Origin of the sequence: Marinobacter sp. MIT932201, assembly GCF_047123295.1 — a bacterium.
GTDB lineage: Bacteria > Pseudomonadota > Gammaproteobacteria > Pseudomonadales > Oleiphilaceae > Marinobacter > Marinobacter salsuginis.
The window spans coordinates 2,721,666-2,741,400 of the sequence record NZ_CP138917.1; the positions used below are offsets into that span (position 1 = coordinate 2,721,666).

Below are 19,735 nucleotides of genomic sequence, written 5' to 3' on the forward strand. Positions count from 1 at the left end.
TTCAGTCGCTATAAGTTAGTATTAGTGCGGATTTCAGGCTTACGAAATCCTACGATTCTTTTGCACAATCCTACGGGACTACTGAACTGAGGGGCCAAATCAGGCCACACGCTCGCCAACCTGTAATCGTGACGGCGTGGTCCCCTTGTATTTCCGCAAGGCATTTGTCAGCGCGCTTTGCGACGAGAAACCGGTTCGATAACTGATTTCAGACACGGTAAGGGTCGTTGTTGCGAGAAGGTGCGCCGCCTGATCCAGGCGCGTCTGTAACAGAAACTGGTGCGGCGTTATGCCTGCAAGATCCCTGAACACCTCATGGAACCGGCTGACACTGAGGCAAACCTCTCCAGCCATGTCTTCAACGGTGATCTTCTTATGGAGATTTCTGTGGATGAAGCGGCGGATTGCATCAGGGCTGATCGCATTCCGGTTTGAGGTGAAGGACTGGCCATCCGTGATCCGGTCAGCCATGCAGTAAAGAATGCTGGAAGCCAGGTGCTGCTGGAGCGTTACATGATTGGGCGCGCGATCAAACTCGACAGCGGCGAACTGGACAAGACCGTGCAGGCGACTATCCATTTGCAAGGTTCGCGGCTTTTCAAAGACCCGCATCATGCGCTCATAGTCGGCGTGAGCCGGAGAATTAACGGCGGGTGCAAGCGGATCCAGATTGATGACCAGAACATGGTTCTTGTCATTACCACGATAATCGTGTCGGGCCTCCGTAGGCACCAGATAAGCCCGCCAGGTGTCCAGGTAGGCCCCTGCTCCATCAACGCTCAACTCGGCTTCTCCACGCACCCCGATGACAATCTGGTGGTGCTCATGCCAGTGCTGATGCGCGGCCGTGGGAAGCTTCAGAAGTTTCGCGTTAACCATTAAAACTGCCAGCGTTTAACTGAGAATGTTCCTCAATTAAAGCAGAACATTACAGAAAGTGCACGAATGGAACAAAAACGGCGGCAAAACCAGAGTATTTGTCGGACTTGAAACTATTGACCATTGACCCACCGGTTCAAAAGGCCCGACACCTGGTCCGACACCTCTGCAAGCGGACGAGCGGCATCAATCACGTGATACCTGGCGGGCTGTGCCGTCGCCCTGGCAAGATAGGCATCCCTGATTCGCTGGAAAAAATCCAGATCTTCCTGCTCAAAGCGATCCAGTTCACCCCGCTTGCGAGCTCGGGCCATGCCTGTGTCCACGGGGGCATCCAGAACGATAACGTGGTCCGGACGAATGTCACCCTGAACAAGGGTTTCAAGCAAGGCGATTCGTTCTTCGGGAACGCCCCGACCACCACCCTGATAGGCAAAGGTCGCATCGGTAAAGCGGTCGCACAGGACCCACTGGCCTCGCTCCAGCGCTGGAAGGATCCGCGTGTGGAGATGCTGGGCCCTGGCCGCGAACATCAGCAGCAGCTCGGTAATTTCATTCACCGGCTCGTCCCGGGGTGCCAGCAGGAGCTCGCGGATGGCCTCAGCCATGGGCGTGCCTCCAGGCTCACGGGTAACAATATAATCAACACCCATCTGATCCAGTGTGCTGGCGGCGTTGGTCAACTGGGTCGACTTGCCAACGCCCTCGGTGCCCTCAAATGTTATGAACTGTCCCCGCGCCTTCATCCGGCATCCTCATCAGAATCGGCATCCTGTGGTGCCGGCGAGGAACGGTAATCCTCACGTCGGTTTAGCTGAAACTCTCGCACCGCCTTCTGGTGCTCCGAGAGTGTGCGAGAGAACTTGTGGGTGCCATCACCCCGGGCGACGAAGTAAAGTGCATCACCTTTGTCCGGGTGTAGCGCTGCGTGAATGGATTCACGCCCCGGGAGGGCTATGGGCGTGGGAGGTAGTCCATTGATTCGGTATGTGTTGTAAGGCGTATAGGTACGCAGATCCTTACGACCAATCCTGCCCTGGTAGCTGTCACCCATGCCGTAAATGACCGTGGGATCGGTTTGCAGCCGCATCCCCTTCTGAAGACGACGAACAAATACGCCCGCAACCTGATCCCGCTCATGGGGCGCTCCGGTTTCGCGCTCCACGATCGAGGCCATGATCAAAGCTTCATAGGGAGTGTCGTAAGGGAGCCCTTCTTCCCGCGCTGCCCACTCTTCGGCCAATACGGTTTCCATCCGGTTGAAGGCCCGCTTCAGAAGATCAAGATCCGATTCGCTACTGGTGAAAGCGTAGGTATCGGGAAAGAACCGACCCTCGGGATGCTCGCCTTCGGCGCCAACAGCCGCCATGATCTGCTCAGTGGTCCACTGGCCGGTCACTTTCTCCAGCCGCTCGGCCCGGGCCAGTGCTGCTCGCATATCCTTGAATGTCCAACCCTCGATAAACTGCACATACCAGTGTTTGGTATCGCCGGACACCATGGCACCGATCATGTCCCTGGGGCTCATGCCGTCGACAAATTCGTACTCGCCAGCCTTGATCCTGGTTTGTCCAGGCTCGAGCCGACCATAGAGCCTGAGCCACAACCGGTCTGAAACCAGTCCTTTAGACTCAAGTCGGCCAACTACTTCAATAAAAGAACTGCCCTGGGGAACGTTAAAAAGCAGCGGCTCTTCGAGCATCACCGGCTTGTTCAGGCCTTGCAGACCCTGCCACACCCAGAGACCAGTTCCTGCCGAGGCAAGGACGGCGACACAAACGCACGCAAGCAATAACTTCTTGAGCAAACGATTTATTCCAGTGTTTCGAGAGGATTGAAGATTGTCGCAAGTCCGCCATCGACAGGCAAATCATGACCGGCGATAGTGCGAACCGGAACAATACCCAGCACGCTGTTGAGCAGAAACAGTCCCTGGCAATCTGGACCAAGCACATCGTTTACCGTGACTGGACGCTCTGTCACCGTATCCCCTCTTTGCCTGAGTCGCTCCAGAAGCCACTGTCTGAGCACACCGGCAACCGCCAGGCTTGATGCCGGCGGTGTCAGCCAGCAATCGCCCCGGCGAAGCAGAAGATTGGTGCGGGTGCCTTCGACAAGATTGCCGTCGCGGTCCGCCATCATCACCTCGAATAGAGAAGGCCCGAGATCAGAGGCCGCCAGGACCTGTTCTATCCGGTTCAGAGACTTGATCCCCGCCAGCAATGGATTAACGGTCAGCGGCACTTTGGAGACATCAACCGCAACACCGGCTGGATCAGGCACAGGTGGCAAAGGTGAGGCAGAAACCATCAGGTTAGGCTCCATGCCGGGGTCCGGGCGATACCCTCGCCCGCCACTGCCGCGGGTCAGCGTCAGTTTCAGAACCCAGTCCTCCGAATTGAAACGATCAGCGAAACGTTGCGCCGCCTCGACGCAAACGTTGGCGAGTTCCTTCCGGGAAACCTCGATTCCAAGGCGCGCGGCGTCACGAACCATTCGCTCCAGGTGGCGGGATAAAAGTACACCCCTGTGCCCGGACATCCGGATGGTTTCGAACAGCCCGTCACCATAGGCCAGACCACGATCACCGGCAGGCAGGCCGCCCTCATCTGCCCAGTAAAGACGAAACACGACGAGTGTCAGCCTTCGTAGCGGCGGAAAATCAGGGTTCCGTTGGTACCACCGAATCCGAACGAGTTGGACAGCGCCACTCGAACATCGGCCTGACGACTCTTGTGGGCCACAAGATCCAGATCGCATCCTTCATCAGGATTATCCAGATTGATGGTGGGCGGCAGCACGCCATCGCGTATGGCCAGTACCGAGAAGATCGCCTCAACAGCACCGGCTGCGCCAAGAAGGTGCCCGGTCATTGATTTGGTACTGCTCATGGCCAGCTTTTCAGCATGTGCGCCGAATACTCTCCGAACAGCAGCCACTTCGGCGACGTCTCCGACCTGGGTGGAGGTGCCGTGGGCGTTGATATAGTCAATCTCGTCGGCGTCGAGGCCAGCGTCACGCACGGCATTGGCCATGGAACGGGCCGCGCCCTCGCCATCCTCCGGCGGCGCGGTGATGTGGTGGGCATCATCGCTCATGCCAAAGCCGACCACCTCGCCGTAGATCGTGGCGCCCCGCTGTTTCGCGTGCTCAAGTTCCTCAAGAACCACCACGCCGGCACCGTCACTGAGTACGAAGCCGTCCCGATCTTTATCCCACGGTCGACTGGCCTTTTCCGGTTCATCGTTTCGCGTGGACAGGGCCCGCGCTGCGGAGAAGGCAGCCATGCCGGTTCGCGTGGTCGCCATTTCAGACCCACCAGCCAGCATGACTTCGGCGTCACCGTAAGCAATCGTACGGGCAGCGTAGCCAATGTTGTGGGTGCCGGTGGTGCAGGCGGTGACAATCGCAATGTTCGGACCGCGATAGCCAAAGCGGATGGCAGCATTACCGGAGATCATGTTGATAACAGAGGCCGGCACGAAAAACGGGGAAACCTTTCGAGGACCGGACTTGTCCATGGTAAGAACGCTTTTCTCGATGTACTCGAGGCCACCGATGCCAGAGCCAATGGCAATACCAACGCGCTCGCGGTCAAGCCTGTCAAAAGATTCGAGGCCACTGTCGTCCACCGCCTGTTGGGCGGCAATCAGGCCGTAATGGATAAAGGCGTCGAGTTTCCGAGCATCCTTGGGGGACAGGTAGGGCTCCATATCCAGATCCCGGATGGCCCCTCCAATCCGTGTGTTGTACGCCGATGCGTCAAAGCGGTCGATCATACCAATCCCGCTACGTCCGGCCTGGATGGCTTGCCAGGACGACTCCACGCTATTGCCGACCGGAGACAGCATGCCCATGCCTGTGATGACAACTCGCCGTTTAGTCATAACCTGTTACACCTGATCTTGTCCGAATGAATCTGAACGCAGATTGAACCTGATTTTCAGCCAATAAAAAAGCCGTCCCTCGCTGTTTCACAAGGACGGCTTTTTGCCTGGCTTTCTTAAATGCAGAGTATCAGGTGTGCGCGACGATGTAGTCGATCGCGTCCTGAACACTTGTCAGCTTCTCGGCTTCCTCGTCAGGGATCTCGGTTTCGAATTCCTCTTCCAGTGCCATAACCAGCTCAACGGTGTCCAGTGAGTCAGCGCCAAGATCCTCTACAAAAGAAGATGAGTTCTGAACTTCGGACTCTTTAACGCCCAACTGTTCACAAACGATCTTCTTCACGCGCTCTTCAACTGTACTCATAATGTCCTCACTTTGTGTGTCAACCAAGCAACTCAAGTGCTGCCAGTTTAGTTTAAACCCTACCTGCAAACAAGCAGGGATTCTGATAAACATGTTGTGCGACAAGGAGTTGCGCACAGACCCCCACAGGGGGTTTATCCCATGTACATTCCGCCGTTCACGTTGATGGTTTCACCCGTCACGTAACCGGCTGCATCGGATGCCAGGAAGGCGACCACGGCGGCCACTTCTTCCGGCTCACCCAGACGACCCGCGGGTATGATTTCCAGCATAGCCTCGCGCTGCTTGTCGTCCAGTTTTTTTGTCATATCTGTGTCAATAAATCCCGGAGCCACGCAATTCGCGGTGATACCCCGATTCGACATTTCTTTGGCCAGGCTCCGGGTGAAGCCTTCAACGCCGGCCTTGGCAGCGCAATAATTGCCCTGCCCCGGATTGCCCATGCCGGCAACTACGGAACTGATGTTAATGATCCGGCCCCATTTCGCCTTGGCCATGCCGCGCAGAACAGCCTTGCTGGTGCGGTAGACGCTGGACAGATTGGTTTCCAGAACGGACGCCCAGTCCTCGTCTTTCAAACGCATCAGCAGGTTGTCGCGGGTAATACCGGCATTGTTGACCAGGATCAGAGGCGCACCCGACTTCTCCGTCAGCGCCTTGAGGCCTGATTCAATGCTGGCTGGATCTGCAACGTTCATGACCATGCCGTAGCCTTTGAAACCGGCCGACTGGAGGTCTTTGGTGATGGACTCGGCACCGGCCTCGCTGGTCGCGGTGCCAACGACTTCAGCGCCCTGCTCGGCCAGCGCACGGGCAATCGCCTGGCCAATGCCGCGGGTCGCACCGGTTACCAGTGCAGTTTTACCTTCCAGAGACATGAATAACTCCCTTTCGTTTCAGGACTGACCGAAGGCGTCTAGCGCCTTCGCCAGCGAGTCCGGATCTTCGATACCGTGAACGGCCAAAGTCCGGTCGATGCGTTTGGCAAGCCCCGCCAAGACTTTGCCGGTGCCGCATTCAACGGCGACCTCAACCCCGTTGGCAACAAGAGTACGCACGGAATCCGTCCACAGTACCGGTGAATAAAGCTGCTTGAGCAGATTGGACTTCAGTGTAGCGGATTCGGTCTCGGCGGCAGCGTTAACATTTTGTATGACCGGGATGACAGCATCATTAAAGCGCACATCTTCCAGGGCTTTGGCCAACTCTTCAGCAGCGCCTTTCATCAAGGCGCAGTGGGAAGGCACGCTGACCGGCAATGGCATGGCCTTGCGGGCGCCTTTTTCCTTGCAGGCCTCAATAGCGCGATCAACCGCGGCTGCCGAGCCAGCAATGACGACCTGGCCGGGAGCATTGAAGTTAACCGCAGAAACCACATCACCCTGTGCCGCTGCTTCACAGGCGGCAACGACGTCGTCGTCCTCAAGACCGAGGATGGCGGCCATTTTGCCTTGCCCTGCCGGTACGGCGTCTTGCATGAGCTCACCACGCAGGCGAACCAGCTTTACCGCCTCAACAAAGTCGAGGCTTTCGGCGGCAACCAGGGCGCTGTACTCCCCCAGACTGTGACCAGCAAGGAAGTCCGGCGCAACACCGCCCGCAACAAACCACTGCCGCCAAAGGGCAACACTGGCCGTCAGCAGTGCAGGCTGGGTAACCATGGTTTTATTGAGTTCCTCGGCCGGGCCATTCTGGCAGAGCGCCCAGAGGTCGTAACCAAGCACGTTGGAGGCTTCAGCAAAGGTTCTGTCGATAATGGGCCAGGCTTCAGCGGCAGCTGAAAGCATACCCACCGATTGCGACCCTTGTCCTGGAAAAATAAAGGCTGATTTCATAAGCGGAATCTTATCGTCATTGGGTGGTTACGTGAGATTAGCCAATAGTACAAGTTAGGCCAATTATCCGCGAATGCGTGGCCAAACCGGGACAGACTTTAGTCTCAGGCACTCAAAGCATGAGATCGTCGAGACGCTCATTGATACGGCGGGGCACTTCCAGCTCAACTTCCCTGACAGCCTGACGAATGGCCGACAGCATGGCGCGCTCATTGGCGTTACCATGGCTTTTGATCACCACACCCTGAAGCCCGAGCAGGCTGGCACCGTTGTGGCGGGAAGGATCCATCAATTGCAGAAGCCGACCAACAATCGGCCGGGCCAGCAGGCCGACCAGCCTGCCGTAGAGGTTCCGGGTGAATGCCTGCTCCATCAATTCGATCAGCAGACCTGCAACGCCTTCCCCGGTCTTCAGGGCGATATTGCCAACGAAGCCGTCGCAGACAACCACATCGGCCACATCGCGAAACAGATCACTGCCTTCCACATAACCAATGTAGTTAATGCTGTCGCACTGGGCCAGCATATGAGAGGCCAGGCGGACCTGTTCATTACCTTTGATCTCTTCTTCGCCAACGTTCAGCAGTGCAACCCGGGGCTCTGCCTGGCTGCAGATGGCAGAAGCCATCAGTGACCCCATCAGCGCGTACTGATAAAGATTTTCGGCAGTGGAGTCGACGTTGGCACCCAGATCAAGGACGTGACAACGTCCACGAAGCGAAGGAATCAGTTTGGCAATGGCCGGGCGCTCGATACCCGGATACATTCGGATAATGGTGCGACCAAAGGCCATCAGCGCGCCGGTGTTACCGGCACTGACACAGCCCTGCGCCTCGCCATCCCGGACAAGACCCAGCGCAATGGCCATGGAGGAATTCTTCTTGTGGCGAAGGGCGTGGGAGGGGCGCTCGTTCATTCTGACCACATCCGCCGCTTCGACAATGCGGATTCTGGCATGCCCTTCACGCAACAAAGCCTCAAGCTCGCTCCGGATTCCCACCAGAACGATGCTCAAGGCTTCGTTTTCACGCACCGCCTGCAATGACGCGGCAACCACAACGGCTGCGCCGCGGTCGCCACTCATGGCGTCAATCGCGATGGTGACCGGTTTCACCGTTCTTCCATCCGATTCCTGGCGATGCATAGCGGCAACGAGATTACTCGTCGCGTGCTTCGATTACCTGCTTGCCACGGTAAAAGCCGTCCGGAGACACGTGGTGACGACGATGTACTTCACCGGTGGTCGCATCAGTGCTCAGAGCAGCGGCGCTCAGGGCGTCGTGTGAACGGCGCATGCCACGCTTGGAACGGGTCTTACGGTTTTGCTGTACAGCCATGATTATGCTCCTGACCTGTTAACGTAAACTTTGTCTTGCTGAACAAGTAACGTCTGTTCGTTAAATGTGCGCCGGCTTCCCAAGGGAGACCCGCACCCGGTTAATGCTTTGTCTTTTTCAGTTCCGCCAGAACACTGAACGGATTCTCGCCCGATTTTCTTACCGGCTCTGCCTCGGAGCCATCAGGCTCAAATGCTTCCAGATCTTCCCGAGCAGGACATTCATCCCGTTCGTGAAGCGGAAATGGTGGCAACACCAGCAACAGCTCGTCTTCCACCATGGACCAGAGATCCGCGGTGAAGTCATCGGTCAAAAACGGCTCAAGCTCTTTCGGTAGCTGTTGGGCCTGCTCGTCACTGGTGACCAGCCCCAGGGTAAACCGGGACTCCAGAGTCACACTCATAGGACCCATACACCGCTGACATTCCAGATCCACGGGAGCGGTCAGCTCACCCGACACCACGCGACGCCGTTCACCATCCATAAAGAAAGACAGTTTTACCCGGCACGCGGCACCTTCCGAGAACCCGAGAACCGCTTCGCAAAAACGGCCAAGCCCGCTGATAGGAATCTCTCCCTCCAGTGTGCTGTTTTGTTCCGCTAACCGGTAAGGATCAACAGATTTGGGCAACTCGGCGTTGGACGCGTTTGACATAGGCGCGCAATTTTAGGGGCGCAGCCCTCTGGTGTCAAAGACTTCGTTGCTTTTTCACGGGGGTTCCCGTGCAGATAGGTGTAATTTACGATAACCGCAACTCAATTACCGGGGCCAGGCACTCAAAGGACCTATCGATGACCCGAAAACCGCTTTTACTCGCATCTTCATCACCCTATCGGAAAACGCTTCTGGAACGGCTGGGCCTGCCGTTCACCTGCGCCAGCCCAGACATCGACGAATCGCCAGAACCAGACGAACCCGGAGAATCCCTTGCAACGCGCCTGGCCGTAAACAAGGCCCGTGCACTGGCGGACCGCTTTCCCGGGCACTGGATCATCGGTTCAGACCAGGTGGCTTGCCTACCGGACGGCTCGGTGCTGAGCAAGCCCGGCGGCCATGAACAGGCAGCGCATCAATTGCGCCAGAGTAGTGGCCACAGAGTCTTGTTTCTGACAGGCCTGGCACTGCTCGACGCCGATTCCGGAAAGCTCGAAAGTCTCTGCGAACCTTACAATGTCCGGTTCCGTGAACTGACTGACGCGGAGATAGAAGCCTACCTGCAGCACGAGAAACCCTACGACTGCGCCGGCAGCTTCAAGATGGAAGGCCTGGGCATCACACTGTTCGAAGCGCTTGAAGGCCGGGACCCTAACAGCCTGGTAGGGCTACCGCTGATCGCCCTGAACGACATGCTTCGGCGCTGGGGCCGGAATCCCCTGCTGGAAAACCGGCCTGAGCCCGGAAAAACTTAACGCAGCTCGAGACGGGACTCGACCAACTGACTGGCGAAGCCCTCGCCAAAGGCGACACCAAGCTGATCGACGATATCCTGGAATGGCGACTTGCGACGACTGTAGTCCACAAGCTTTTCCTGCCCGATGATCTGCCGAGCAACGTGTGAAGCACTGCCCAACCCATCGGCTAGTCCAAGCTCAACGGCTTGCTCGCCACTCCACACCAGACCACTGAACAGTCTTTCGTCGTCTGACAGGCGATCACCACGCCCCTGCTTTACGGCTGCAATAAACTGTTGATGGGTGTTTTCCAGCACGCTCTGCCAGAACGCCACCTCATCTTGCTCCTCCGGAGAGAACGGATCCAGGAAAGCCTTGTTCTCGCCGGCGGTATAAAGACGGCGATCCACACCGATTTTTTCCATAACCCCGGTAAACCCGAAACCGCCAGCCACAACGCCAATGGAGCCAACGAGGCTGGCACGGTTGGCGTAAATTTCATCCGCTGCGGCCGCAATATAATAGGCTCCGGAGGCACCAATATCAGAGATCACGGCGTAAACCTTTTTCTCGGGGTATTCCTCCCGCAAACGCTTGATCTCGTCGTAAACATAACCCGCCTGAACCGGACTGCCGCCCGGACTGTTGATGCGCAGAATCACGGCCACAGAGTTCGGCTCCTCGAAGGCCGTTCGAAGGGAACCAACGATGTTATCAGCGCTTGCCAGCTCGTCCGCGGCGATCGGACCATTTATTTCAACCAGAGCAGTATGCTCCCCTGCCACACCTTCCAGAGAGTCGCCGATGGGAAACTTGAACATGAACAGCAGAGCGATCAGATAACCAAAGGTCAGAAATTTGAAAAAGATGCCCCAGCGCCGACTTCTTCGCTGCTCGGCCTGAAGCGACATCACCAGCTTTTCAATCAGCTTCCAGTCACGGCCGGATTCCGGCGGAAGTTTCGGCGATTTACGCCCGAACAGCGGCTTACCCTCCTTCTCTGGCTCTACCGGCTTATCCCCCCAATCGGCAGGCTTGTCAGATTCCCAGTCACTCATGCACGCATCCTGTCAGCAAATTCGATGAATTCGGTCTGTCTACAACCTACAACCCCAGCACCCGACGAAGGTCAGGCACCGAATCAACAATGGCGTGCGGCGAGTAATCGCCCAGCACGTCCCGCTTGTGGACACCCCACTCAACCCCGATGGAAGGCATGCCAATACGCCGGGCCATTTCCAGGTCATATCGGGTATCACCAATCATCACCGCCTCTTCCGGCTCAATGCGGTAGAACCGAAGGATCTCCTCAAGCATCGCCGGATCAGGTTTTGAGCGGGTTTCATCGGCGCATCGGGTAATTTCGAAGTGGTCACCCAGGCCACTGGAGACCAGAGCGAAATCCAGCCCGCGCCGGCTCTTGCCAGTAGCAACGGAACAACTTCGCCCGGATCCACGAAGATCTGCCACCACCTCGGCCATCCCTTCAAACACATTCTGGGGTGTTGTCACCTTGCTGAAGAAATAACGCGCGTAACCTTCCCGGATATTATTCATTTCCTCACGACTGATGCCCGGGTAAAGCTTCTCCAGCGCCTCGACCATGCCAAGGCCGATAATATCCCGGTAGGCCTCCCGCTCCAGGGCCGGATAGCCCAACTCGGTCGCAGCCTGGTGCAGACTGTCGGCAATGTGCTCAACCGAGTCCACCAGGGTCCCGTCCCAGTCAAAAATAACCACTCTGACGTTCATTGATCGGATCCTTTAAGACGCCCCGAAAGCTTCCTGAGTACGTCGTTGAATGCATCGTCGTAAGGCGCCTCCAGGCGCATCGACTCACCGGTGACCGGCAAGGTGAACTCCAGGGCGCGGGCATGCAGCATTAATCGCTGCCCGCCAATGGAGCGGAATGCTTTGAGGCTGACATCATCCATATACTTGTCGTCACCCGCAATCGGATGACCGGCCCAGGCACTGTGCACCCGGATCTGGTGTGTCCGCCCGGTAATCGGCGAGGCCTCCACCAGATTGTAGCCGGCAAAGCGTTCCAGGCAGCGAAAGGTCGTCAGGGACGCTTTCCCAGAGTCATCAACCCGAACCCGGCGCTCTCCGTTTGGCATTTCATAGCGCAGCAGGGGCACATCGACCCGGTCGATACTGGCTGGCCAGTCGCCGGCAACCAGCGCATGATAGTGCTTGCGAATGCGCTTCTGTCGCAGCTCATCCTGCAAGAAACGCAGTGCCGATCGCTTCTTGGCTACCATGACCAGGCCGGATGTATCGCGATCCAGACGATGAACAAGCTCCAGGAATTTTGCTGACGGACGACCCGAACGAAGCACCTCAATCAACCCGAAGCTCAGCCCGCTGCCGCCGTGAACCGCAATACCGGAGGGCTTGTTGACCACCAGCATCTGGTCGTTCTCGAACACAACGGCCGCCTCCATGACGCCCTGAACCCGGGAACCTGGCGCCACCTGCTCGGGTTTTTCCTTGCGGGTAATCGGCGGTATGCGCACCTGATCACCGGTATTCACGCGGGTATCCGGCTTCACGCGCCCCTTGTTCACCCGAACCTCGCCCTTGCGGATAATTCGATAAATAATGCTCTTTGGCACACCACGCAGCTGGGCAAGAAGAAAGTTATCCACCCTCTGACCATCGTTATCCTCATCCACGTTAACCCACTGAACGCCCTGACGAACTTCGCCTCGGGCAGCAGCATTCCCACCGCCAACCTCACTTGTCCTGACCGGCTTATCGGGCCTGGTCCGGGGTGGCTTTTTGCTGGCTGACTTTCGGGACATGAAGTTCCTTGGATGATGGAGTAGCTACAGGATTGAACGGGTGCCTGAATACTGTTATATTCCGGCGTGCTCTGCCGTTTGTCTACGGCCTGACCAACTCAAGTCAGAAGCCGGAGCGGCAGAAGTATACCGACACTATTCGAGAGTTTGAACGCCGTGCACCCAATCACTACCGGGAACGGCGAGAGAAATGCTCCCGGAGGACCAGGACAGATCTTCACAAGACTGCATCCTGTACCCGGGAGAAAGAAAAACCGCGCAGAAAACCGCGGGCGACATCGCGAAGAATCATTGCCACCCAGGGCCGGGCCGTCCAGCATACGAATACGACGTGAGACCCAGGCACCTGAGTGAACCTGAAAACGGATAACATGCGTCAACAGACACGAACCTTACACGACCTCTCCCTGCCTACAGGCAGACGGATCGTCGGCGTTGGTCTCAGACCGACAGGATCACACCCCCGAAGGGTCTGATTCGTCTGGCCGCCGGTCCGCCCTTGATGTAACAGGGCCCGCGGCACGCACATCCTGCTTCGCTGATGCGATCCCCTCTGGTTTTCTGTCAAATTAAACGACAGGAACTCTTTCTTTCCATGAAAAGAATGCTCATTAATGCAACTCATCCTGAAGAGTTGCGCGTCGCCCTCGTTGACGGCCAGCGTCTGTTTGATCTTGATATCGAATCCAGCTCCCGCGAGCAGAAAAAGGCCAACATCTACAAAGGCCGCATTACCCGCGTTGAGCCCAGCCTTGAAGCCGCCTTTGTCGATTTCGGTGCCGAGCGCCACGGTTTTCTTCCGCTCAAGGAAATTTCCAAGGAATACTTCAAGAAATCTCCCGGCCAGATCGAAGGCAAGATCAACATCAAGGATGTAGTGTCCGAAGGCCAGGAAGTAATCGTTCAGGTGGACAAGGAAGAGCGTGGCAACAAGGGCGCGGCCCTGACCACCTTCATCTCCCTCGCCGGCCGCTATCTGGTGCTTATGCCCAACAACCCCCGTGCCGGCGGTATTTCACGCCGCATTGAGGGCGATGAGCGGGCCCAACTCAAAGAAGCTATGAACGATGTCCAGGTGCCCAAGTCCATGGGCATCATCGTCCGCACTGCCGGTATCGGCCGCAGCACCGAAGAACTCCAGTGGGATCTGGACTATCTGGTGCAGTTCTGGGAAGCCATCACCCAGGCCGCTGGTGAGCGCAAGGCGCCCTTCCTGATTCATCAGGAAAGCAACGTCATCATCCGCGCCGTTCGCGACTACCTACGTCAGGATATCGGCGAGGTGCTGATTGACGCCAACGGGGTTTACGAGGACGTCCTGAATTTCGTCCGCGCCGTCATGCCCACGTTCGAAAACAAGATCAAGCTGTACAAGGATGAAATCCCCCTGTTCAGCCGCTACCAGATTGAAGGCCAGATCGAGACGGCGTTCCAGCGGGAAGTAAAACTGCCCTCCGGCGGCTCCATCGTGATTGACCCGACCGAGGCCCTGGTTTCCATCGACATCAACTCCTCCCGGGCCACCAAAGGCCAGGATATCGAGGAAACCGCACTCCAGACCAACCTGGAAGCGGCCGAGGAAATCGCCCGCCAGCTGCGACTGCGTGACATGGGTGGCCTGATTGTCATCGACTTCATCGACATGACGCCGGCCAAGCACCAGCGGGAAGTGGAACAGAAGATGCGGGAGGCCCTGGAAATCGACCGGGCCCGGGTTCAGGTCGGCAAGATCTCCCGTTTCGGACTGCTGGAAATGTCCCGTCAGCGCCTGCGCCCCTCCCTGGGTGAGACCCGCAGCGAAGTCTGCCCCCGGTGCGAAGGCCAGGGCACTATTCGCGGTATCGAGTCCCTCGCCCTCAGCATCATGCGGCTGATCTACGAGGAATCCTCGAAGGACAAGACCGGCGAAGTACGGGCCGTTGTGCCGGTTTCCGTTGCCACTTTCCTGCTGAACGAAAAGCGCAAGCAACTGGCGGACATTGAAGCCCGCCAGGAAGTCAGTGTTGTTGTGGTGCCAGTACCACACATGGAAACGCCACACTTTGAAATCATCCGGATGCGTCAGGATGAGACCACGCCCGAGCATATCTCCAGCCACCAGGTGGCCCAGGAATACAGCGAGCGCGAAGAGGAAATCTTTGAGGCTCCGGCTCCTGAAAAGCCGGTTCGAGAGCAGGCCGCTGTGAAGGCCATCCGGCCCAGCGCGCCCGCGCCCACTCCGGCAGCACCGAAAGCAGAGGAAGCAGCCGATCAGGAAGAAGGCCTGTTCCGCCGGCTCGGTCGTAAGATCTCCGCCTTCTTCAGCGGCGAAGAAGAGCAAAAGACCGAAATTCTCGACCAGGGCAAGAGCCAGCGCGAAGAGCGCCGAAACCAGGGACGGCAGGACCGTCGCAAGTCCCGGGTAGCCCGCGGTGACGAACAGCGCTCCGGTGGCAACCGCAGTGGTAACGACCGGCGCCAGGGCGGCCAACAGAGCCGTGGTGATGACAACCGCGGGCGCGGACGCAACCGCAGTGATGACCAGAACCGCGGCAACCAGAACCGTCAGGGGGCTGACAACAAAGGCTCGGACAATCGCGGAAGCGATAACAAGGGCGGAGACAACAAAGGCTCTGATAATCGCCGTGATAACCGTCGCGATAACCAGGGCCGTGGCCGCAACAGGCCGCAGCGGGACCAGAAGGACAACCGCGACCAGAAGGACCAGAAGGATCAGGGCGCGCACGATAACGCCACCAAGTCCGGCCCGGCTGACAAGTCCGGCTCTGACGAAAAGCGTCGCAAGCCACGTCGCCAGCGTAATCGTGACGGATCGCCCGCTGAGACACCGGCCTCCTCACCGGCGGACCGTAAAGCAGCCCGCAGCGAGAAGCACCAGAAGGACACCCAACCTGAAAAAGGTCGGGACGAGAGCAAGGCGGAAGTAAAAGCCGAGCAACCGATGGAGTCTTCAAACAAGGCGCCCGCAAAGTCTGAGAAGTCCGAATCCCGGACTGATACAGCTTCAGCGGCCAATGAAGCGCCGAAACCAGCTGCAGCCCAGGAACAGCCCACTAAAGAGCCGAAGCCTGAGCCGACGCCTTCAGCCAAGGCACCCTCTGACAGCAAACCGCAGGCCCAGTCAGAAGAGACGGCAAAGGCCAGTGGCAAGCAAGTTGAAAAGCCTGAAGCTGATCAGTTGAACGCTGAAAAGGCCGAAAAAGGTGGGGCCGCCAAAACGGAAAAGAGCTCCGAACCTCGCCCGAAGCCGCAAGAGGCTGGCGCAAAGGCTGCCGAGCAGGCTAAGCAAACAGACACCAAGCCAGAGCCGGAACCCAAGACCGCAGCCGGAAGCGAGCAGGCACCGGAAGCCAAAAAGCAGCCTGCTGAATCAAAAGAGGCAGCCGCGCCCAAGGCCAAACCCGAGCCGGCAGCCAAATCAGAGGCGGCAGCAGAGCCCGGAAAAGCTGAGAAGCCGGCGGAGGTGAAGGCGGCGGCCGAAGTCGAGGCGCCGGAAAGCCAGCCGGAACCGAAGCAACCGGCACCGGCAAAAGCCGAGGAAAAGAAGGCCGAGCCTGAAAAGGCAGAAGCTGAAAAAGTCGAAAAGCCCTCTGCTCCGGAGCCTGCGGCGAAGGACACGCCCACCGAGACTCCGACAGTCGACGTGCCGGTGACACCGGGTCGCGCCTACAACGACCCCAGAGAGGTCCGCAAGCGCCAGAAAGCTGCGGAAGAGGCCAAGAAGGCCGGGAGTAACTAACTGATGCTATCGAACTCCGAGATTGAAGCGCTGGAAGACATCCTCTTCGCGGAACCCTGGGGAGAGGATGCCCTGGACTTCTTCGGTTTCCACGGAGTGGTCTGCGCCAGCGTCGTCGGCCCGACCGAACTGAGTGCGGAAGACATCTTCCGCCTCGCCACTGGCGCCGATCAGTTGCCCGACACCGGGATTCCCGAGGTGTTCAGGCGCTGTTCCGCCCAGTTGGCAAATGACATGGCCCATGCCCTGGATATGGGGCAGGCCCTGGAATTGCCGGAGCCGGAGGACGGCGACCCGATGAACGCTCTGGAAAACTGGTGCGCCGGGTTTGTGGACACTTTCCTTGAACATGAAGAGGAATGGCTGGAGGCATCCAGCGAGGAAGAGACCGCCGATCTGATGGTGCCTATGCTGACCCTATCGGGACTGTTCGACGACGAGGACTTCCAGAAGGTTCGCAACAGTGAGAAGTTGTCCCGGCAAATGGCCGATGCCATTCCGGACTCACTGACCGACCTGTACCTTCTGTTCCACGCGCCGGATTAACCCGTCGCAGACCTCAAAATGGGTTGCCTGAAGGAATGCCAGACCGGCTCAAGCCCGTCTGGCATTTTCATGATGCGGCCAAGCTCACACCAGGGCGCACCCGGAAAGTGAAAATCACTGCCCTGGGACGCCAGTAACTTCTCTTTCCTGCACAGCTCTGCCAGAAAGCCCAGGTCGCCGCTGGACTGCCCGGAGGTGGACACCTCGATGGCTTGCCCCCCTGCCCTTCGGAAATCCGAGGTCAGCTCCCTCAGTTTGGTTGCCGTCAGCTGATATTTCCGGGGGTGGGCAAGAACCGCAACGCCGCCCGCCTCGGTAATCCAGCGAACGACCTCCGATAGCTCCGGCCAGAAGGCCTTTACATCACCCGGCTTACCGGCGCCCAGATACCGTTTGAATGCCTGGCCGGTATTATTGACCACGCCAGCCTCTGTCAGAACCTGGGCGAAGTGCGGGCGTCCCGGCACGTCCCCGCCGGCGGCCTCCGATGCCCTGGCCAGCAGATCATCAATACCAAGCTTGCCCAGGCGCTCGGCGATCATTCGCGCACGAGCCCAGCGATTCTCGTTCTGCCGCTCAAGCGCCTGCCGAAAACCCTCGGCAGCGGGATCAAAATCCAGGCCCACGATGTGGATCGTGCGGCTTTTCCAGAGGCAGGAGAGTTCAACGCCGGGGATCAGCTCGATGCCCTGTACCTGTGCAGCAGTTTGCGCTTCGGCAAGGCCGGCGATCGTGTCATGGTCGGTCAGGGAAAGATGGGTGACGCCGCGACCGGCAGCCCGCTCAACCAGCGCGGCCGGTGATAGCGCGCCATCGGAAGCCGTGCTGTGGCAATGTAGATCAATGCACAAATGCGGGTCTTGCGGTATAGTCACAAAATATCCTGAATCATCAGATAACTGGCGGCGTGCCGCGGGCTTACAGTGTACCAGCCAACCCTTGCGCGACACGACCGCTGATTGTCTGGCTGTTCACCCCGGTTATGAGTGTCATTACGGAGAGCTGAATGTACTACGCGATTATCAGTGAAGACGTCGAGAACAGCCTGCCGTTGCGTCAGTCCGCGCGACCTGCTCACATCGAGCGGCTGCAGGCATTGAAAGCCGAAGGCCGGTTACTTGTTGCCGGTCCTCACCCGGCGCTCGACACACCAGAGCCTGGCGATGCCGGCTTTACCGGCAGCCTGGTGGTCGCGGAGTTCGACTCCCTGGAAGCAGCCCAGGCGTGGGCAGATGCCGACCCTTATGTGGATGCAGGCGTCTACCAGAAGGTGGTGGTGAAGCCCTTCAAGGCTGTTTTGCCGTAAGCGATGCCATGGGGCTCTATGAGTTTATTGTAATGATGGCTCGCTTGCACGGCGGGGCATCTGTGACAAAATTGCGCTTTTAATCACGCTCAGATTTCAATCGCAGAACTTCAGGGAACGTAACCAGTGACGCTTTTTCGTCTCGCCATCAGTGTCTTGTTCGCAGTGTCGTCCATTGCCGTTGCCCAGGCCAAAACTGTCTGGGTGGACGACCAGTTGTATCTTCCGGTGAGATCCGGCGCGGGCTCCCAGTTCCGGATCATCGAGAACGCGGTTCCCAGCGGCACACCGCTAGAAGTGATCGAGGCGTCCGATTCCGGGTATACCCTTGTTCGCACACCCAAGGGCACTGAGGGCTGGGTTTCCAGCCAGTACCTGAGCGAAACGCCTATCGCGGCAGACCGCCTTCGGACAGCCAATCGCCAGCTGGAAGAAACCCGCGCTGAGTTGGCCCAGGTAAAGGAGCAGTTGTCCAACGTCGTCAATGAACGTAACGCCCTGGAAAGCTCTGAAGCCTCTCTTTCTGACCGCTCCCAGGAGCTCCAGGAAGAGCTCCAGCGGATCAAGAGTATCGCCGCAGATTCCATTAACCTGGAACGTCGCAATCGCGAGCTCCGTGAAGAAAACCAGAAGATTCGCAACGACCTTGAGGTACTGACGGCCGAAAACGAACGTCTTGAAGCCAGCAAGGAATACGACTTCATGTTGCTGGGCGCCGGCCTGGTTCTTGGTGGTGTGCTGCTGGCACTGATCATCCCCATGCTCAAACCGACAAGAAAAACCGACAACTGGGCCTGATGCCATGAAAGACTATTCGGAAAAACGCGACTTCCACCGTATGCAGGTAAACTCTGAGATTGAGATCACCGATAGCCAGGGCAATAGCTTCAAGGGGGTGTGTCGCGACCTGAGCGCCACCGGCATGCAGCTTTACGTCGATCGGGAAGTAGCCGTGGGGGAGGAGCTCCAGACGGTTCTTCACCCCAGCAGTGATCAATTCCCGCCGCTTGAGGCGGTTTGCGAAGTGATTCGCTGCGAGGCCGAAGGCGACGGATTCCTGCTGGGAACCAACATCAGCGAAGTTACTCGCTAAACGAAAAACGGCGGCCATTGGCCGCCGTTTTTGTCTGTGCCCGCAGAGGCCTCAAATCAGAGGCTTTTCCGAGACGATAATGCCGTTGTTGTCGGCATAGACATAGTGCCCGGGGTGGAAAGTAACGCCGTGGAAAGTGACCGGAACATTCAGGTCTCCCAGGCCACGCTTCTCACTTTTTCTGGGATGAGTGCCAAGGGCCTGTACACCCAGGGCGGTGTTGCCAATCTCATCCACGTCGCGCACGCAACCATAGATAATAAGACCGGCCCACCCGTTGCTCGCCGCTTTCTCTGCCAGCATGTCACCCAGCAGTGCGTGACGCTTTGAAGCGCCACCGTCCACCACCATCACACGACCGTTTCCGGGTTGGCCAACCTGCTCTTTCACCACGGAGTTATCTTCGAAGCACTTCACGGTGACAATCTCACCGCCAAAAGCCTTGTTGCCGCCGTAGTTGTTGAAACCGGGCTCTACCACCTGCACTTCCGGAAATTCGTCGCACAGGTCCGGGGTAATTATCGTCGTCACGTTGCCGCTCTCCTTATCC

The 19,735-nt window shown here is 57.9% G+C and carries 22 protein-coding genes; 6 read left to right on the forward strand and 16 right to left on the reverse strand.

Annotation, left to right across the window (positions count from 1 at the left end; genetic code table 11):
• Nucleotides 1-99 precede the first annotated feature (99 nt).
• From SIC15_RS12415 to SIC15_RS12465, 11 genes are all read right to left on the reverse strand, one after another.
• The gene (locus SIC15_RS12415; protein WP_412536048.1) at nt 100-879 is read right to left on the reverse strand and encodes an AraC family transcriptional regulator; all 780 of its coding nucleotides are present in this window, start codon (nt 877-879) and stop codon (nt 100-102) included.
• Between the two features lie 113 nt (nt 880-992).
• The gene (gene tmk, locus SIC15_RS12420; RefSeq protein WP_412536049.1) at nt 993-1,625 is read right to left on the reverse strand and encodes a dTMP kinase; all 633 of its coding nucleotides are present in this window, start codon (nt 1,623-1,625) and stop codon (nt 993-995) included.
• Nucleotides 1,622-2,686 carry an endolytic transglycosylase MltG gene (gene mltG / locus SIC15_RS12425; protein WP_069183281.1) on the reverse strand — a complete coding sequence of 355 codons (1,065 nt, stop codon included), beginning with the start codon at nt 2,684-2,686 and terminating at the stop codon, nt 1,622-1,624. Before mltG ends, tmk begins: the two co-directional genes overlap by 4 nt.
• Before the next feature lie 5 nt (nt 2,687-2,691).
• On the reverse strand, nt 2,692-3,510 hold the full coding sequence (gene pabC / locus SIC15_RS12430) for an aminodeoxychorismate lyase (protein ID WP_209396943.1): 819 nt from the start codon (nt 3,508-3,510) through the stop codon (nt 2,692-2,694).
• An 8-nt stretch (nt 3,511-3,518) separates the two neighbouring features.
• Entirely contained in the window at nt 3,519-4,766 is a 1,248-nt protein-coding gene (gene fabF, locus SIC15_RS12435) for a beta-ketoacyl-ACP synthase II (protein WP_209396942.1), read from the reverse strand.
• A gap of 130 nt (nt 4,767-4,896) precedes the next feature.
• Nucleotides 4,897-5,130, reverse strand: coding sequence for an acyl carrier protein (gene acpP / locus SIC15_RS12440; protein ID WP_008174976.1), 234 nt, complete (start codon nt 5,128-5,130; stop codon nt 4,897-4,899).
• A gap of 134 nt (nt 5,131-5,264) precedes the next feature.
• Nucleotides 5,265-6,008 carry a 3-oxoacyl-ACP reductase FabG gene (gene fabG, locus SIC15_RS12445; protein ID WP_069183278.1) on the reverse strand — a complete coding sequence of 248 codons (744 nt, stop codon included), beginning with the start codon at nt 6,006-6,008 and terminating at the stop codon, nt 5,265-5,267.
• An 18-nt stretch (nt 6,009-6,026) separates the two neighbouring features.
• Nucleotides 6,027-6,965 (reverse strand): ACP S-malonyltransferase, encoded by a 939-nt coding sequence (gene fabD, locus SIC15_RS12450; protein WP_412536050.1) that lies wholly within the window; start codon nt 6,963-6,965, stop codon nt 6,027-6,029.
• 112 nt (nt 6,966-7,077) lie between these two features.
• Complete coding sequence (plsX, locus tag SIC15_RS12455) at nt 7,078-8,079, reverse strand: phosphate acyltransferase PlsX (RefSeq protein WP_366673952.1); 1,002 nt, start codon at nt 8,077-8,079, stop codon at nt 7,078-7,080.
• Nucleotides 8,080-8,122: 43 nt separating this feature from the next.
• Nucleotides 8,123-8,302, reverse strand: a complete 180-nt coding sequence (gene rpmF / locus SIC15_RS12460; RefSeq protein WP_008174968.1) for a 50S ribosomal protein L32 — start codon at nt 8,300-8,302, stop codon at nt 8,123-8,125.
• Between the two features lie 100 nt (nt 8,303-8,402).
• Nucleotides 8,403-8,957: a YceD family protein gene (locus SIC15_RS12465; protein WP_412536051.1), complete on the reverse strand. Its 555-nt coding sequence runs from the start codon at nt 8,955-8,957 to the stop codon at nt 8,403-8,405.
• Nucleotides 8,958-9,094: 137 nt separating this feature from the next.
• On the opposite strand from SIC15_RS12465, the gene SIC15_RS12470 reads away from it, so the two are divergent.
• A complete protein-coding gene (locus tag SIC15_RS12470; RefSeq protein WP_412536052.1) occupies nt 9,095-9,712 on the forward strand; it encodes a Maf family protein in 618 nt (205 codons plus the stop codon).
• Here SIC15_RS12470 and SIC15_RS12475 read toward each other — a convergent pair.
• The 3 genes from SIC15_RS12475 to rluC are packed head-to-tail and all read right to left on the reverse strand — an operon-like array spanning nt 9,709 to nt 12,501.
• On the reverse strand, nt 9,709-10,752 hold the full coding sequence (locus SIC15_RS12475) for a S49 family peptidase (protein ID WP_412536053.1): 1,044 nt from the start codon (nt 10,750-10,752) through the stop codon (nt 9,709-9,711). The two genes, SIC15_RS12470 and SIC15_RS12475, sit on opposite strands and share 4 nt — an antisense overlap.
• A gap of 46 nt (nt 10,753-10,798) precedes the next feature.
• Complete coding sequence (locus SIC15_RS12480; RefSeq protein ID WP_136631982.1) at nt 10,799-11,446, reverse strand: HAD family hydrolase; 648 nt, start codon at nt 11,444-11,446, stop codon at nt 10,799-10,801.
• Nucleotides 11,443-12,501 carry a 23S rRNA pseudouridine(955/2504/2580) synthase RluC gene (rluC, locus tag SIC15_RS12485; protein WP_412536054.1) on the reverse strand — a complete coding sequence of 353 codons (1,059 nt, stop codon included), beginning with the start codon at nt 12,499-12,501 and terminating at the stop codon, nt 11,443-11,445. The genes SIC15_RS12480 and rluC overlap by 4 nt, the downstream gene beginning before the upstream one ends.
• A 595-nt stretch (nt 12,502-13,096) precedes the next feature.
• Here rluC and rne point away from each other — a divergent pair.
• A complete protein-coding gene (gene rne / locus SIC15_RS12490) occupies nt 13,097-16,240 on the forward strand; it encodes a ribonuclease E (protein WP_412536055.1) in 3,144 nt (1,047 codons plus the stop codon).
• 3 nt (nt 16,241-16,243) lie between these two features.
• A complete protein-coding gene (locus SIC15_RS12495; protein ID WP_412536056.1) occupies nt 16,244-16,786 on the forward strand; it encodes a YecA family protein in 543 nt (180 codons plus the stop codon).
• Here the strand turns inward: SIC15_RS12495 and SIC15_RS12500 are convergent.
• A complete protein-coding gene (locus SIC15_RS12500; protein ID WP_305967323.1) occupies nt 16,783-17,661 on the reverse strand; it encodes a PHP domain-containing protein in 879 nt (292 codons plus the stop codon). The genes SIC15_RS12495 and SIC15_RS12500 overlap by 4 nt on opposite strands.
• A 131-nt stretch (nt 17,662-17,792) precedes the next feature.
• Between SIC15_RS12500 and SIC15_RS12505 the strand changes: the two genes are divergently transcribed.
• The 3 genes from SIC15_RS12505 (at nt 17,793) to SIC15_RS12515 (ending at nt 19,185) form a co-directional block, all read left to right on the forward strand.
• Nucleotides 17,793-18,092, forward strand: coding sequence for a YciI family protein (locus SIC15_RS12505; protein WP_069183268.1), 300 nt, complete (start codon nt 17,793-17,795; stop codon nt 18,090-18,092).
• 126 nt (nt 18,093-18,218) lie between these two features.
• On the forward strand, nt 18,219-18,890 hold the full coding sequence (locus tag SIC15_RS12510; RefSeq protein WP_069183267.1) for a TIGR04211 family SH3 domain-containing protein: 672 nt from the start codon (nt 18,219-18,221) through the stop codon (nt 18,888-18,890).
• Nucleotides 18,891-18,894: 4 nt separating this feature from the next.
• Nucleotides 18,895-19,185, forward strand: coding sequence for a PilZ domain-containing protein (locus SIC15_RS12515; RefSeq protein WP_069183266.1), 291 nt, complete (start codon nt 18,895-18,897; stop codon nt 19,183-19,185).
• A gap of 51 nt (nt 19,186-19,236) precedes the next feature.
• Here the strand turns inward: SIC15_RS12515 and rraA are convergent, their stop codons facing one another.
• Nucleotides 19,237-19,716: a ribonuclease E activity regulator RraA gene (rraA, locus tag SIC15_RS12520; RefSeq protein WP_209396930.1), complete on the reverse strand. Its 480-nt coding sequence runs from the start codon at nt 19,714-19,716 to the stop codon at nt 19,237-19,239.
• Nucleotides 19,717-19,735: the final 19 nt, after the last annotated feature.

Bases quoted from the DNA above. Each gene is read 5' to 3' on its own strand.
- fabF (WP_209396942.1), bottom strand. From the start codon at position 4,766: ATGACTAAACGGCGAGTTGTCATCACAGGCATGGGCATGCTGTCTCCG.
- rpmF (WP_008174968.1), bottom strand. From the start codon at position 8,302: ATGGCTGTACAGCAAAACCGTAAGACCCGTTCCAAGCGTGGCATGCGC.
- SIC15_RS12505 (WP_069183268.1), top strand. From the start codon at position 17,793: ATGTACTACGCGATTATCAGTGAAGACGTCGAGAACAGCCTGCCGTTG.
- SIC15_RS12465 (WP_412536051.1), bottom strand. From the start codon at position 8,957: ATGTCAAACGCGTCCAACGCCGAGTTGCCCAAATCTGTTGATCCTTAC.
- SIC15_RS12470 (WP_412536052.1), top strand. From the start codon at position 9,095: ATGACCCGAAAACCGCTTTTACTCGCATCTTCATCACCCTATCGGAAA.
- rluC (WP_412536054.1), bottom strand. From the start codon at position 12,501: ATGTCCCGAAAGTCAGCCAGCAAAAAGCCACCCCGGACCAGGCCCGAT.
- fabD (WP_412536050.1), bottom strand. From the start codon at position 6,965: ATGAAATCAGCCTTTATTTTTCCAGGACAAGGGTCGCAATCGGTGGGT.
- SIC15_RS12515 (WP_069183266.1), top strand. From the start codon at position 18,895: ATGAAAGACTATTCGGAAAAACGCGACTTCCACCGTATGCAGGTAAAC.
- rne (WP_412536055.1), top strand. From the start codon at position 13,097: ATGAAAAGAATGCTCATTAATGCAACTCATCCTGAAGAGTTGCGCGTC.
- SIC15_RS12475 (WP_412536053.1), bottom strand. From the start codon at position 10,752: ATGAGTGACTGGGAATCTGACAAGCCTGCCGATTGGGGGGATAAGCCG.
- SIC15_RS12495 (WP_412536056.1), top strand. From the start codon at position 16,244: ATGCTATCGAACTCCGAGATTGAAGCGCTGGAAGACATCCTCTTCGCG.
- SIC15_RS12480 (WP_136631982.1), bottom strand. From the start codon at position 11,446: ATGAACGTCAGAGTGGTTATTTTTGACTGGGACGGGACCCTGGTGGAC.
- tmk (WP_412536049.1), bottom strand. From the start codon at position 1,625: ATGAAGGCGCGGGGACAGTTCATAACATTTGAGGGCACCGAGGGCGTT.
- SIC15_RS12415 (WP_412536048.1), bottom strand. From the start codon at position 879: ATGGTTAACGCGAAACTTCTGAAGCTTCCCACGGCCGCGCATCAGCAC.
- acpP (WP_008174976.1), bottom strand. From the start codon at position 5,130: ATGAGTACAGTTGAAGAGCGCGTGAAGAAGATCGTTTGTGAACAGTTG.
- fabG (WP_069183278.1), bottom strand. From the start codon at position 6,008: ATGTCTCTGGAAGGTAAAACTGCACTGGTAACCGGTGCGACCCGCGGC.